We start from the raw sequence: 14,138 nt of genomic DNA, 5'->3' as shown, positions 1-14,138 counted from the left end.
CGTCATATTTAAATATCATATGAGCATCGATCTTAAAACCATAAAGCATATATCTAAATTATCAAGAATTTCAGTAGATGAAAAAAAAGCTGAAAAACTTGCTAGTGATTTGAATTCAATTTTTGATTTTATTGAAAAACTCAATGAACTTAAAACTGAAAATGTTGAACCACTTACATCAGTGGCTGAAACGACTTTAAAATTGAGACCTGATGAAGTTAAAAGTAAAAATTTAAGGGAACAAATAATAAAAAATTCTCCAAAAGATAATGAAGATTATTTTGTTGTACCAAAAGTTATTGAATAATGTCTGATATAACCAAGCAAACACTTTCTGAATTAGTTAATAATATTAAAGAAAAAAAACTTTCTTCTTCAGAAATTACCCAAGCTTTTGTAGATAGATCAGAAAAATCAAAAAAATTAAACACTTATATTACTGAAGATTTTAGTAATGCTTTAGATAAAGCTAAAAAATTTGATGACAACCCAAAATTGGATTTAAAATTACCAGGAATACCAATGGCTGTAAAAGATTTATTTTGTACAGCTAATGTAAGGACAACAGCTGGTAGCAAAATATTAAACAATTTTGTACCTACTTATGAATCTACTGTTACTCAGAATATCTGGAATGAGGGAGCAATTCTTATTGGTAAATTAAATTGTGATGAATTTGCAATGGGATCATCAAATGAAACAAGTTTTTTTGGTAATGTTCAAAATCCGATTGATAAAAATTTAGTTCCAGGTGGTTCATCTGGTGGTTCATCTTCTGCTGTAGCAGCACAATTAACTCCAATTACAATTGGAACTGATACAGGTGGATCTATTAGACAACCGGCGTCATTTACAGGTACAGTGGGTTTGAAACCAACTTATGGTAGTTGTTCAAGATACGGAATAGTTGCTTTTGCATCTTCTCTTGATCAAGCTGGTCCAATGGCTCAAAATGTTCAAGATTGTGCTTTGTTGCAAGAGGTAATTAGCTCATACGATCAAAAAGACTCAACTTCTGTTGATTTTAAAAGAAACCAGTACAGCAAAGAATTAACAAAAGACATTAAAGGAAAAAAAATAGGTATACCAAAAGAATATAGAGTTGATGGAATGCCAAAAGAAATTGATGATCTTTGGAAGAAAGGTATTGAGTATGCTAAAGATTGTGGTGCGGAAATAATTGATATTTCTCTTCCACACACAAATTATGCTTTACCAACTTACTATATAGTGGCACCAGCTGAAGCATCTTCTAATCTTGCAAGATATGATGGTGTTAAATATGGCTTTAGAGCTGATGGAGAAAATCTTATTGATATGTATGAAAAAACTAGATCAGAGGGATTTGGAGCCGAAGTTCAAAGAAGAATAATGATAGGCACATATGTTTTATCTTCAGGTTATTACGATGCATATTATTTGAAAGCTCAAAAAGTTAGAAAACTAATTAAAAATGATTTTGATGAAGCGTACAAAAAAGTAGATGCAATATTAACTCCATCAACGCCAAGTTCTGCTTTTAAAATTGGTGAAAAAACAAATGACCCAGTTTCAATGTACTTAAACGATATTTTTACTGTTCCTGTAAATTTAGCAGGTTTACCAGGAATTTCTATTCCAGCTGGTCATGATAGCAAAGGTTACCCTTTAGGTTTACAAATTATTGGAAAAGCATTTGATGAACAAAATATCTTAAATATTGCTTATGCAATGGAAGAAAAAATTAATTTTAAAAATAAAATTAATGATTGGTGGATTAAGTGAGTAAAGAAAAGTCAGAATATTTAATTAATAGAAATGACAATCAATACGAAGTTGTCATTGGTTTAGAGGTTCATGCTCAAGTACTTTCCCAATCGAAGTTATTTTCTACGTCAGCTACTAAATTTGGCGCTGAACCAAACACACAGGTAAGTTTAGTAGATGCTGCTTTTCCTGGAATGCTTCCAGTGATTAATGAATTTTGTGTTAAGCAAGCAATTAAAACTGGAATAGGATTAAAAGCTAAAATTAACAAAAGATCAGTATTCGATAGAAAAAATTATTTTTATGCTGATTTACCACAAGGATACCAAATCTCTCAATTTAAAGACCCAATAGTTGGTGAAGGTAAAGTTATTTTGGATATGCCGGATGGTCAAAAAGAGGTTGGTATTGAAAGATTACACTTAGAACAAGATGCGGGTAAAAGTATCCATGATTTAGATCCAAAAAACACCTTTGTTGATTTAAATAGGTCGGGTGTAGCTTTAATGGAAATTGTTAGCAAACCTGATTTAAGATCACCAGAGGAAGTTAATGCTTATATTAAGAAATTAAGATCAATAATGAGATATTTAGGTACTTGTGATGGTAATATGCAGGAAGGATCTTTGAGAGCAGATGTTAATGTTTCTGTAAGAAAAAAAGGAACAAAAGATTTTGGTACTAGATGTGAAATTAAAAACGTTAATTCTATTAAATTCATGCAAATGGCAATTGAATATGAAGCAAATAGACAAGTTGATTTAATTGAAGATGGACAATCTGTTGATCAAGAAACAAGACTTTTTGATACTAAAAAAAATGAAACAAGATCCATGAGATCAAAAGAAGATGCTCATGATTATAGATATTTTCCAGACCCTGATTTATTACCACTAGAAGTTTCTGATGAATTCATAAATCAATTGCAATCAGAAATACCAGAGTTACCTGATGAAAAGAAAAAGAGATTTATAGATCAATTTAAATTAACTCCATATGAAGCTAATATCATGGTTTCAGATATAGAAACCTCAAATTATTTTGAAGATGTTGTTAAAAAATCAGACGTTAAATTAGCAACAAACTGGATCATAGGTGAATTATTTGCTGCACTTAATGAAAAAAATTTAGAAATAACCGATAGTCCAATTAGTGCTGGTAATTTATCAAAATTAATTAATTTAATTAAGGATGGCACAATTTCTGGAAAAATTGCAAAAACTGTTTTTGAACAAATGATGGAAGGGGACAAGGATCCTAAAAAAATTGTTGAAGAAAAAGGTTTAAAACAAGAAAGCGATCCAAAAGCTTTAGAGGCTTTAATTGATAAAGTAATTGATAGCAATAGAGATAAAGCTACTGAATATAAATCTGGTAAAGTTAAATTATTTGGCTTCTTTGTTGGACAAGTAATGAAAGTATCAGGTGGAAAAGCTAACCCTCAGTTAGTAAATGAGATTTTAAAGAAAAAGCTTTAGGTTTATGGGCTCAGACCTAAAAATTAGCAACAAAATTCAAGAGTATATTTTAAATAATGGACTAGATCTTCATTCAGTTCAAAAAGAAATTATTTCTTATAATGAGTCTCTGGGAGACATTAAAAGGATGCAAATATCTATCTCACAATCTCAATTTTTACACTTAATAGTAAAAACATCTAATGTTAGAAAAATACTAGAGATTGGAACTTTTACGGGCTTAAGTGCTTTGTCAATGTCTCTTGCTTTACCAGAAGATGGTAGAATTATTGCTTTGGACAAAAATCAAGAAACTAACGAAATTGCAATAAAATTTTTTGAAAAAGCAAAACAAGGTCATAAAATTAAAACAATAATTAAACCTGCTTTAGAAAGTTTGAGCGAAATAAAAGAAAACGATTTTGATTTAATCTTTGTTGATGCTGATAAGAAAAATTATAAAGAATATTATGAAAAATCTTTAATATTATTAAAGAAAAATGGCTTAATGATAATTGATAATGTTCTATGGTATGGTCAAGTTGTTGATGAAAATAGTGATGATAAAATCACTTTAACTATTAAAGATTTTAATAATTACGTTTCTAAAGATAAAAGAGTTGAAAAAATTATAGTCCCATTAGGTGATGGTATGACAGTTTGTAGAAAATTATAATGTTTGATGTTTTTGGATTTTATAAGTTTATTAAAATTTCTTATTTAAAGAAAAATCAAAAAATACTTCAAAATCAATTATTAAATAAAAACATACGTGGAACAATTATCATTTCCAATGAAGGGTTAAATGGAACAATTTCTGGAAAGAATAAAGATATTAAATTGATTAAAGATTATTTACACAAATTATTTAAATTTGAAAAATTTGATAGCATTAATAATTCAAAAAGCACTTTTCAGCCGTTTCATAAACCAAAAGTAAAAATTAAAGAAGAAGTGGTTCCAATGAATTTAAGTTTGAAAAAGAGAATTAAAAAAAAAGATAGTCATGTTAACCCTCAAAAGTGGAACTCATTAATTAAAGATAAAAAAACAGTTTTAATTGATGCAAGAAAACCTTTTGAATATAAAGTTGGAACTTTTAAAGGTTCAATTAATCCAGATGTAGATAATTTTCGAGATTTTCCAAAATATCTTAAAAAATTAAAAAAAAATCAACCTATTGCTATGTTTTGTACTGGAGGTATTAGGTGTGAAAAAGCATCAGTCTTTTTGGAAAATAAAGGCTACAATAATGTCTACCAACTAAAGGGTGGTATTTTAAACTATTTAAAAAAAACAGACCCAAAAAAAAGTTTATGGAAAGGTGAGTGCTTCGTCTTTGACAACAGAATTAGTTTAAAGCATGGTTTGAAAATAGGTTCTTACTCAATGTGTAGTGGTTGTAGAAAACCTATTTCTTTAAAAGATAAAAAATCTAAAAAATATGAAGAAGGTGTTTCTTGTCCAAATTGTCACGATAATTTAACAAATGATCAAAAATCGAGATTTAGAATGAGACAAAAACAAATTAACCTTGCCAAAAAAACTGGAAAAAGTCATATCTTTCAAAAAGAATATTAAAATATTTTTAGTTTAAAGAAATGAATTTATTAAAAGATGACGTCTCCCAGCTTATAAAAAAACTTGCAATACCAGCAAGTGTTGGAACATTATTTCAAACATTATACACTTTAGTTGATACTTTTTATGCTGGGAAAATTTCTCCTGAAGCTTTATCTGCTTTAAGTAAATCCTTTCCAATCTACTTTCTAATTATTGCTACATCTATTGGTGTCACTGTTGCAGGCACTTCATTAATTGGAAGTAGTATTGGGGAAAAAAACGAAAAAAATGTATCAGGTTATTTTACAAATATCATTCTTTATTCAGTAATAATTTCAATAATTGTATCAATAATCGGTTTTAGTTTCTCTGAAAAATTATTTTTAACTATGAATTCATCAAGAGAGGTAATTACTCTTGGCCTTGAGTATACTAATGTAATATTTTATGGAACTATTCTCTTTATTCTAGTTGTTGCTTTAAACTCATTTCTTCATGCTGAGGGAGATACAGTCACATATAGAAATGCTCTTATATTATCTTTTTTTTTAAACATTATATTAAATCCAATATTTATATTTGGATTTTTATTTATCCCAGCTTTTGGTGTTGCGGGTATAGGTTATGCAACTTTGATTGCCCAATTTCTTTCTCTAATAATCGTTTTAATTAAATTGTTAAAAAATAAACGTATTAAAGAGATCACTATTCAAAATTTTAAGATTAAATTTTTCTACATTAAAAACATTTTCTTCCAATCAATGCCAATCACAATAGCTATTCTTGGGTATTCAATTGCTGCAACGATTGTATTTACTTATGTTGCATTTACAGGAGAATATGCTGTAGCTGGTTATGGAGCAGCAACAAGGATAGAGCAGGTTGTTTTACTGCCTGTATTAGGGATAAATACAGCAATAATATCAATTATTGCACAGAATATAGGTGCGAAATATTATGATAGAGTAAAGCAATCTTATTTTACATCAGTAAAATATGGCTTGATTATAATGTTAGCGTCTGGAGTATTGGTGTTTGTAACTGCAGATTTAATGCCAAAATTTTTCTCATCTAACACGGAAGTTATTGAATATGGGTCAATGTATTTAAAAATTTCTGCATTTATCTTACCAGCATACCCAATTTTTTTTCTATCAAATGGTTTCTTTATGGCTTTAAAAAAATCTGAGAAAGCAATGATTAACAATATATTAAGGAACGTTTTGGTTCCATTTTTGTCTTATTATATAGCACGTTCTATTGATGCAGACTTTAAAACTTTCTTTTATATCTGGGCGATATTGCAATGGTTAATATCAATCTTACTATTCTTTTATGTTAAATATTATATTAACAATAAATTAACTACTGGTTAATGTTTTATACAAAAAAGAAATTGGTAATTTTGATAATTATTTCATCTATATTTTTTATACTTACTTATAACGATGTAAGATCTGAAAATATAAATAAAATATCAGGTTTTGCTAAAGTTGTTGATGGAGATACAATTAAGATCAATTCAAAAAAAATTAGATTATACGGTATTGATGCACCTGAAAAAAAACAAAAATGTAAAAAAACTTATTTAACAATATCTTTTATGTCTTTTACTAAAGATTATATGTGTGGAGAAGTATCTACTCAAAAGTTAATTAAAAAGATTAATAAACAAAAATTAAATTGTAATATTTTGGATGTTGATAGGTATAAAAGGTTAATAGGCGAGTGTTTTAAAAGAAACATAAATTTAAATTCTTGGATGGTTTCAAATGGTTATGCAGTAGCATACAGAAAGTATTCTAAAAAATATGTTTCTGATGAAATTAATGCCAAAAATAATAAATTAGGGATTTGGCAAGGTAAATTTGAAATGCCGTGGGATTATAGGCGTAAAGATTAATTTTTATAATCTTGAAGAGCTATCTTCCATCCATTCCCAAAGGTGTTTGGCAAATGATCTTCTAACAAATAAATTAACATAATCTTTGTCTTTATTGTGAATAATAACGTCTATATGATTTAGCAAAGTTTGAGTTGTTGACCCTTTTTTTTCACGAAATAAATTAAAATTAAAAGGACATCCTGAAGAAAAAAGTTCATATATTTTATCACCTTTTATTTCTAATTGAACAAATTGGTCAGTTACATCGGTTACTGCTCCTAATGATGTTTTTGAAATATTGTTAAATAATATATCGTTTAATTCGTATGTATTGGTTTCTTTGCTAGTAGTCTCATTTGATACAATCATCCATTCATCTGGACTTAACCATATCGCAGTAAGTTTATCACTAGATGAAGATGTATTCGCCTCAGTTGGCAAAATCATATTTAAAGTTTTTCCTACATTTGTAAAAAATTCTCGTGTTTTACCTCTTAAATTTAATTTCATTATTGGTGCAATTTCTTTTATGGAAACACCGTTGTTATTAATTTCACTATTTGTTACTTGATTATAAATAAGCATTTAATCTTTCATTAGTTTGATCAAAAAATACTGGATTTGAAACAGTTACATTAATTGTTTTATCTTCCATAGGTATAAATAGTTTTTTACCCATCATATCTTTGCCACCTCTGACAACGGCTAGGGCTATAGATTTATTTAAATTAGGACTAAAGTAACTTGATGTAACATGACCAAGCATTTCAACAGCATTTTTATTTAGTTCAGAAACAATTTGTGCCCCTTCCTCTAATACAACTTTAGGGTCATCTGTTAATAATCCCACCAATTGTTTTCTGTCTTCTCTCATAGTATCTGATCTGTAAAGAGATCTTTTACCAATAAAATCATATTTCTTTTTACTAACAATCCAATCCATTTGTAAATCTATTGGTGTCATTGTTCCATCTGTATCTTGGCCAACAATAATAAAACCTTTTTCAGCTCTCAGTAAGTGCATCGTTTCTGTACCATAAGGAGTAATATTAAATTCTTTACCAGCCTCTATACATTTCTCCCATAGAGCTTTTCCATAACTTGCTTGCACGTTAATTTCAAAACTTTGTTCTCCTGTGAAACTTATTCTCATAATTCTGCAAACAATACTTCCAATTTTTGTTTCTTTAAATGACATGTGTGGAAAATTTTCATCAGACAAATCTAAATCAGGAATAATTTTTTTAAGAATTTTTTTACTATTAGGGCCACACAAACTTGCTGTAGCAAATTGATCTGTAACTGAAGTTAAATATACATCTAATTCTGGCCATTCAGTTTGAAGGTAATCCTCTAATTTTCCAAGAACATTTGCTGCACCACCAGTTGTTGTTGTCATTAGATAGTGATTTTCACCTAATCTTGTAGTAACACCATCGTCATATACCATACCATCTTCATTTAACATTAAACCATATCTACATTTGCCAATGCCAAGTTTTGACCATGCATTTGTATAAACTCTATTTAAAAACTCTGAGGCATCACTTCCTTGTATGTCAATCTTACCAAGTGTGGAGGCATCCAATATTCCTGAACTTTCTCTTGCAGCTTTGCTTTCTCTTTGAACTGCCTGGTGCATAGTTTCGTCATTGATAGGGTAGTACCAAGCTCTTTTCCATTGACCAACATTTTCAAATTCTGCTTTTTGTTCAACATGCCAATCATTCATAGGTGTTCTTCTAAAAATATCAAAAAACTTACCAACATTACGTCCTACAATTGTTCCAAATGTTAAAGGAGTATAAGGAGGTCTAAAAGTAGTCGTTCCTAGTTCTCCCATCTTAACACCTGCTGTATCTGCTATTATTCCCAAAGCATGCATATTTCCTAATTTTCCTTGATCAGTTCCCATTCCAGTTGTTGTATATCTTTTGACATGTTCGATAGATCTGAAACCCTCTCTTAGTGCTAATTTTATATCTTTTGCAGTTGCATCATTTTGATAATCAACAAAAGGCTTAGTTTTGCCTAAAGCTTTATCAGACGGTAATAACCATATATTTCTTTTTGAAATCTCTTGGTCGTTATTAACATTAATATTTTCAAAATCTGTTTTATTTATATCTAAAAAATCTTTTAGTTTTTCATTTAAGTTTTTAAGTATTTCATCAAGTTTAAAATCACCACAACAGGATCCAACACTTATTTGATCTGAATTATTTTTATTTGGAATAAATATTTTTTTATCTTCATCAAAAGTAAGTTTGCTACCTGACTGAGTATAAAGGTGAACAGCTGGAGTCCATCCACCAGCAACCCCTAAACAATCACATGAAATAGAAATTTTATTTCCAGTTACTGAAGTTCCATCATTTGATAGTTTCATTATTGAGACATTGTTTAATCTTTTATAACCAGAGGTATCAACAACTGTATGTTCCCAGTATATTTTTACACCTGCATCAATAACTCTTTTTTCTAAATTTGTTTCAGATTGCTTTCTAATATCAACTATTGCTTCAACTTTGATACCTTTATCGTTTAATGAAAGTGCACTTTCATATGCACTGTCATTATTTGTAAAAAATACAATCTTCCTACCACAGGCAACACCATAAAAATCACTATATTTTTTAATTGCAGAAGAAAGCATTATTCCAGGTCTATCATTATTATTAAATACCATCGGTCTTTCCAAAGCACCTGTTGCCAAAATTACCTTCTTTGCTCTTATTTTAAGTAACCTTTGTCTAATTTTATTTGTCTTATCTTTTTTTTCTAAATGATCTGTTAAGTTCTCTCTTGCTAGCAAATAATTATATTGATGGTACGCAGCAACACTTGTTCTAGTTTTTATTTCTAAATTTTTAATATTTTTAAGTTCTTCAATTTCTTTTTTTAACCATTCAGATGAAATTTTGTTATCAATTTTATTACTTTCATTGTTTTCATAAATAGTTGATCCTCCCAATTCATTTTTTTCATCTAAAAGTAAAGTTTTGTAGTTATTCTTTGCAGCATTTTTAGCTGCTAGAATTCCAGATATACCTGCGCCAACTACAAGAACATCACAATGAATATTTCTGTGATCATAAATGTCAGGATCGTTTGATGTTGGTGATTTCCCCAGTCCTGCTGAGTGTCTTATAAAGTATTCATATTTTTCCCAGAAGCTTGCAGGCCACATAAATGTTTTGTAATAAAATCCTGCAGGAAGTAAGGGTGATAAAAAATTATTTATTCCACCAATATCAAAGTTTACACTTGGCCAGCAATTTTGACTTGATGCCTCCATACCTTCATATATTTCAACTTCAGTTGCCCTAACATTTGGTTCAGTTCTATTAGTATTGGGATTAATTTGAACAATTGCATTGGGCTCCTCAGAACCTGATGTCATTATACCTCTTGGTCTGTGGTATTTAAAACTCCTACCTACTAAATGAACATTATTTGCCAATAAAGCAGAAGCAAGCGTGTCTCCTTTAAATCCATAATAAGTCGTACCATTAAATTTAAACGAAACTCTTGTTGTTTCATCAATATATTGACTAGATTTAACTCTTAAATTTTCTGACATTTATTTTATATCGAAGGGGGTTTTTCTCCCATTTTATAGATTGCTTTAATCTCATCGTTCGAAGTGTCTCTAATCATATTAAACCATTTACGACAACCGTGAGCGTGGTTCCATCTTTCATATTGAACACCTTTAATATTTTTTCTCATAAATAAATATTCTGCCCATTCATCATCACTAAGTTCTGTCGGTTGTTTAGGTCTTTCTATATGGGCTTCACCACCAGCTTTAAACTCTTGCTGATCTCTCTCACCACAATATGGACAATTAATAACAAACATTAGTGAGCAACTGCTGCAGCACCATGTTCATCAACAAGGTCTCCACTTACAAATCTATTTAAATTGAATGCTGCATTAAGTTTATGTGGCTCATCATTAGCAATTGTGTGTGCAAACAAATCTCCTGATCCAGGTGTAGCTTTAAAACCTCCTGTACCCCAACCACAATTAAAATAAAGTCCTTTGATAGAAGTTTTACTTAATATTGGACTTGCATCAGGACATATGTCTACTATTCCTCCCCATTGTCTTAACATTCTCATTCGGCTGAAAATTGGATACAATTCTAAAATAGCATTTAGAGTTCCCTCGACTATTTGATGACTTCCTTTCTGAGTGTATGAAAGATAATCGTCTGTTCCAGCGCCAATAACTAATTCACCTTTATCAGATTGACTTACATAAGCATGTACTGCGTTTGACATAACTACTGTATCAATAATTGGTTTCACTGGTTCTGACACTAGTGCTTGAAGAGGTTTGCTTTCTAGAGGAAGTCTTATACCAGCCATATTAGCAATCACACTTGAATGTCCAGCTGCCACAACTCCAATTTTTTTAGTTTTAATAAAACCTTTTGTTGTATCTAAACCTTCAACAGTATCACCATTTCTTTTTATACCTTTTACTTCACAATTTTGAATTATATCAACACCCATTTCATCAGCACCTCTAGCATAACCCCATGCAACAGCATCATGTCTTGCTGTACCAGCTCTTCTTTGTAACGTTCCACCAAGTACTGGATATCTTATATCTTGTGATGTATTTATAATAGGACAAAACTTTTTAACTTCTTCTGTACTCAAGTAAACTGCATCAATGCCATTTAGTCTATTTGCGTGTGTTCTTCTTTTTAAATCTCTTACATCTTGCAAATTGTGAGCAAGATTCATTACACCTCTTTGACTAAACATTACATTGTAGTTTAACTCTTGAGATAATCCTTCCCAAATTTTTAGCGCGTGATCATAAAGTCCAGCACTAGCGTCCCATAAATAATTCGATCTAATAATTGTAGTGTTACGACCAGTGTTTCCTCCACCAATCCATCCTTTTTCAACAACAGCAATATTTTTCATATTGTGTTTTTTTGCCAAATAGTATGCTGTCGCTAAACCATGACCACCTCCACCAACTATGACGGCATCATACTCTTTTTTGGGAGTAGGGTCTTTCCATGCTCTTTGCCAATTCTCATGGTATGAAAGAGCGTTTTTGATTAATGAAAATACTGAGTATTTATTTCCCATAATAATTGAATAATTACTTTATAAATATTGAATTTTCAATAAAATCACTTATTACACAATGTCATACGGAGAGATGGGTGAGAGGCTGAAACCAGTCGTTTGCTAAATGACCGTGCGAGGAAACTTGTACCGAGGGTTCGAATCCCTCTCTCTCCGCCACTAATATAAAGGCTGATCTTTAAAAAAATCTTTCATTACTATTGGGTTTTGTTCCAGCACATATCTGTAAACATTATAATTTTCCAATACACGCTGAACATAGTTTCTAGTCTCTCTAAATTTAATCAGCTCAACCCAATCAACATAATTTATTTGTTTTTTTTGTGGATCCTTATTTAATTTTTTCCAATATTTAACTCTATTTGGGCCAGCATTGTACGCAGCTATTGCAAATGGATAAGCTCCATCATATTGCTGAATTAAACCAGCAATATAATGAGACCCTAAATTTATATTGTACTCTGGATCGGTTGTTAATCGAGATTTTGCGTAAGGAAGCTTTGCTTGTTTAGCAACTAATTTTGCTGTGTAAGGCATTAATTGCATTAAACCTTTTGCACCCGCATGACTATTTGCTTTTAAATCAAATTCACTTTCTTGTCTTATAATTGATAAAATTAATGCGCTTTCAGGAATCTTTCTTCCATTAATGTATTTAGGTGTGCTTATTAATGGATAATTGTATTTGTTATGAAATCTTTTTTGATAAGAGGCAATTTTTGATACTTGTATTGCAAAATCATATCTACTGATACTTGTAGCAAGTTCAGCAGCTAAAAGTTCACTGCCTTCAGAAACGTTATCATTAGCAAGATGTCTTAAGATGAATTTTGTATACTTGTCTTTATCTAACTCATGTAAAAGATGTGTAATTTTTACTAATTCTTTATTAAAAAAAGCTTTTCTATATTCATCCTCAACCAACATTGTTTTATCAAGTTCAAATTTTCCATTAGGATTAATTTTTAAAAATGCTAGTTGTCCGTAATATGTAGTTAAATATTTTGTAGCCTCTTTATACCATTTTTCCGATTGATTCTTATCTTTTAGTTTTTCATATGATCTACCTAACCAATATGCACCCCTAGAAACACTTATTGGATAATTAACATTATCAAAAAAGTTTTTAAAATGATCTTTAGCAAGAAGTGGATCATTTAAAAAACTTAGTGCTATCCAACCACTCATCCATTCTGCCTCTGCAAATTCAGACCCTTCAGACATTCCGTGATTGCTACTAATTTTATAAGCTAGTTCATATTGTTTTTTATAAATTAACTTTCGAGAAATGATTTCTCTTTCTTTCCACCATTTGTCAGGTCTAACTAAATAATCTTTATCATTTCTTATCTTGAGCAAAATTTCAGTAGAAGACTCCAATCGTCCTTTTTTTCTCCTCCACTTTAAACGATCATAGTTTAATCCAGCATCATTTTTAAATTTGTTTGGAACATTTTTGATTGCTTGATCTACTCCGTATCCCTTGGTCATCAAAATATGTCTTGCAGTATAGAGCAATTCATAGTCTTTAGGTAAATATCTGATTAATCTTTTTAAATCCCAATGATCACTATTCCATGCTAGATGATCAGCTCTTTTAATATAGTCATTTGCATCAAGATATTTTTTGTATTTTTTTCTGAAAAACCTTAACTCACTTTTTGATAAATCTGCTGAAATCCATCCATTTTTAATCAGAGCAATACCTTTTGCCTTATCTCCTGATAAAATATGACTTTCACCTAAAATCATCTTACCATATCCACTTAAAGGTTCATTTTTTGAAAACCAATTGATTATTTTTCTTGGAGAAACTTTTTCCGTAGTAAGTTTATGCTCAGCCAAATATCTCAATCTATCTATTCTTGGATAATCTGAATTTTCCTCGATAAAGACTTGGTAATCAAAAAATGACTCTTGATTACCTGTTGTTAGTAAATGTCTCCACTTTATAAAATTATATATAGATCTATCTTTAGCTTTTTTTGAGATGTTAATTGCAGATTTCCACTGACCTTTTTGCATTTCGCCAATAGCTTTTTTTGCAATCCCAAAATCTTTTTTATTATAAAATTTAGAAATTTTTACTGTTCCTGAATTTATTAAACCGCTTATAATTGGCTTTTTTTTAGGTAAAAGAAAACTAAGTTTAGTCTCTTTTTTAGCTACCTTTTTCTCAACTTTAACTTTTGAAGGTTTTTTTAGAGGTTTGATTGTGTTTAATATTATTTTTTTATTTAATTCCTCAGAGGATAGCGATGGTTTTTTTAAAGGTACAATCTGTGCACCACTGAAATTAAAGCTAATCAAGGAAGTTATTATTAAAAATAATAATTTTTTAATCATAATCTTTTGGTATATGAATCTTTA

The 14,138-nt window shown here is 29.9% G+C and carries 12 protein-coding genes and 1 tRNA gene; 8 read left to right on the top strand and 5 right to left on the bottom strand.

All coding sequences use genetic code 11. From position 1 onward, the window contains the following. Positions 1–19: 19 nt before the first annotated feature. Genes gatC through ACTTA5_RS05510 form a run of 7 tightly spaced genes read left to right on the top strand, consistent with a single transcriptional unit; the run spans position 20 to position 6,669 of the window. Complete coding sequence (gatC, locus tag ACTTA5_RS05540; RefSeq protein WP_075506772.1) at positions 20–307, top strand: Asp-tRNA(Asn)/Glu-tRNA(Gln) amidotransferase subunit GatC; 288 nt, start codon at positions 20–22, stop codon at positions 305–307. After that, a complete protein-coding gene (gene gatA, locus ACTTA5_RS05535; protein ID WP_440648564.1) occupies positions 307–1,764 on the top strand; it encodes an Asp-tRNA(Asn)/Glu-tRNA(Gln) amidotransferase subunit GatA in 1,458 nt (485 codons plus the stop codon). The genes gatC and gatA overlap by 1 nt, the downstream gene beginning before the upstream one ends. After that, complete coding sequence (gene gatB, locus ACTTA5_RS05530) at positions 1,761–3,224, top strand: Asp-tRNA(Asn)/Glu-tRNA(Gln) amidotransferase subunit GatB (RefSeq protein ID WP_440633427.1); 1,464 nt, start codon at positions 1,761–1,763, stop codon at positions 3,222–3,224. The genes gatA and gatB overlap by 4 nt, the downstream gene beginning before the upstream one ends. Positions 3,225–3,228: 4 nt before the next feature. Continuing rightward, on the top strand, positions 3,229–3,879 hold the full coding sequence (locus ACTTA5_RS05525; protein ID WP_440648562.1) for an O-methyltransferase: 651 nt from the start codon (positions 3,229–3,231) through the stop codon (positions 3,877–3,879). Further along, positions 3,879–4,784, top strand: coding sequence for an oxygen-dependent tRNA uridine(34) hydroxylase TrhO (gene trhO, locus ACTTA5_RS05520; protein ID WP_440648560.1), 906 nt, complete (start codon positions 3,879–3,881; stop codon positions 4,782–4,784). The genes ACTTA5_RS05525 and trhO overlap by 1 nt, the downstream gene beginning before the upstream one ends. 20 nt (positions 4,785–4,804) lie before the next feature. Beyond that, entirely contained in the window at positions 4,805–6,142 is a 1,338-nt protein-coding gene (locus ACTTA5_RS05515; RefSeq protein ID WP_440648558.1) for an MATE family efflux transporter, read from the top strand. After that, on the top strand, positions 6,142–6,669 hold the full coding sequence (locus ACTTA5_RS05510) for a thermonuclease family protein (RefSeq protein WP_440633423.1): 528 nt from the start codon (positions 6,142–6,144) through the stop codon (positions 6,667–6,669). Before ACTTA5_RS05515 ends, ACTTA5_RS05510 begins: the two co-directional genes overlap by 1 nt. A gap of 3 nt (positions 6,670–6,672) precedes the next feature. On the opposite strand, the gene ACTTA5_RS05505 is transcribed toward ACTTA5_RS05510, so the two are convergent. The 4 genes from ACTTA5_RS05505 to ACTTA5_RS05490 are packed head-to-tail and all read right to left on the bottom strand — an operon-like array spanning position 6,673 to position 11,768. After that, entirely contained in the window at positions 6,673–7,236 is a 564-nt protein-coding gene (locus ACTTA5_RS05505) for a sarcosine oxidase subunit gamma (protein ID WP_440648556.1), read from the bottom strand. After that, positions 7,223–10,234 (bottom strand): sarcosine oxidase subunit alpha family protein, encoded by a 3,012-nt coding sequence (locus tag ACTTA5_RS05500; RefSeq protein WP_440648554.1) that lies wholly within the window; start codon positions 10,232–10,234, stop codon positions 7,223–7,225. The genes ACTTA5_RS05505 and ACTTA5_RS05500 overlap by 14 nt, the downstream gene beginning before the upstream one ends. Before the next feature lie 5 nt (positions 10,235–10,239). Further along, entirely contained in the window at positions 10,240–10,515 is a 276-nt protein-coding gene (locus ACTTA5_RS05495; RefSeq protein ID WP_075506763.1) for a sarcosine oxidase subunit delta, read from the bottom strand. Further along, entirely contained in the window at positions 10,515–11,768 is a 1,254-nt protein-coding gene (locus tag ACTTA5_RS05490) for a sarcosine oxidase subunit beta family protein (RefSeq protein WP_440648553.1), read from the bottom strand. The genes ACTTA5_RS05495 and ACTTA5_RS05490 overlap by 1 nt, the downstream gene beginning before the upstream one ends. A gap of 67 nt (positions 11,769–11,835) precedes the next feature. On the opposite strand from ACTTA5_RS05490, the gene ACTTA5_RS05485 reads away from it, so the two are divergent. Next, positions 11,836–11,927, top strand: a tRNA-Ser gene (locus ACTTA5_RS05485). Here the strand turns inward: ACTTA5_RS05485 and ACTTA5_RS05480 are convergent. After that, positions 11,928–14,114 carry a lytic transglycosylase domain-containing protein gene (locus tag ACTTA5_RS05480; RefSeq protein ID WP_440648551.1) on the bottom strand — a complete coding sequence of 729 codons (2,187 nt, stop codon included), beginning with the start codon at positions 14,112–14,114 and terminating at the stop codon, positions 11,928–11,930. It abuts the tRNA gene before it with no gap. Between the last annotated feature and the right edge of the window lie 24 nt (positions 14,115–14,138).

It is taken from the genome of Candidatus Pelagibacter sp. HIMB1521, assembly GCF_052047875.1.
Classification (GTDB): Bacteria; Pseudomonadota; Alphaproteobacteria; order Pelagibacterales; family Pelagibacteraceae; genus Pelagibacter.
The sequence above is the reverse complement of the archived record's forward strand: the minus strand, read 5'-3'. Positions and strand labels throughout refer to the sequence as shown.

Coding starts and splice junctions, on each gene's coding strand:
- gatA (WP_440648564.1), top strand. CDS start 307: ATGTCTGATATAACCAAGCAAACACTTTCTGAATTAGTTAATAATATT.
- ACTTA5_RS05480 (WP_440648551.1), bottom strand. CDS start 14,114: ATGATTAAAAAATTATTATTTTTAATAATAACTTCCTTGATTAGCTTT.
- trhO (WP_440648560.1), top strand. CDS start 3,879: ATGTTTGATGTTTTTGGATTTTATAAGTTTATTAAAATTTCTTATTTA.
- ACTTA5_RS05490 (WP_440648553.1), bottom strand. CDS start 11,768: ATGGGAAATAAATACTCAGTATTTTCATTAATCAAAAACGCTCTTTCA.
- ACTTA5_RS05525 (WP_440648562.1), top strand. CDS start 3,229: ATGGGCTCAGACCTAAAAATTAGCAACAAAATTCAAGAGTATATTTTA.
- gatC (WP_075506772.1), top strand. CDS start 20: ATGAGCATCGATCTTAAAACCATAAAGCATATATCTAAATTATCAAGA.
- ACTTA5_RS05495 (WP_075506763.1), bottom strand. CDS start 10,515: ATGTTTGTTATTAATTGTCCATATTGTGGTGAGAGAGATCAGCAAGAG.
- ACTTA5_RS05510 (WP_440633423.1), top strand. CDS start 6,142: ATGTTTTATACAAAAAAGAAATTGGTAATTTTGATAATTATTTCATCT.
- ACTTA5_RS05515 (WP_440648558.1), top strand. CDS start 4,805: ATGAATTTATTAAAAGATGACGTCTCCCAGCTTATAAAAAAACTTGCA.
- ACTTA5_RS05500 (WP_440648554.1), bottom strand. CDS start 10,234: ATGTCAGAAAATTTAAGAGTTAAATCTAGTCAATATATTGATGAAACA.
- ACTTA5_RS05505 (WP_440648556.1), bottom strand. CDS start 7,236: ATGCTTATTTATAATCAAGTAACAAATAGTGAAATTAATAACAACGGT.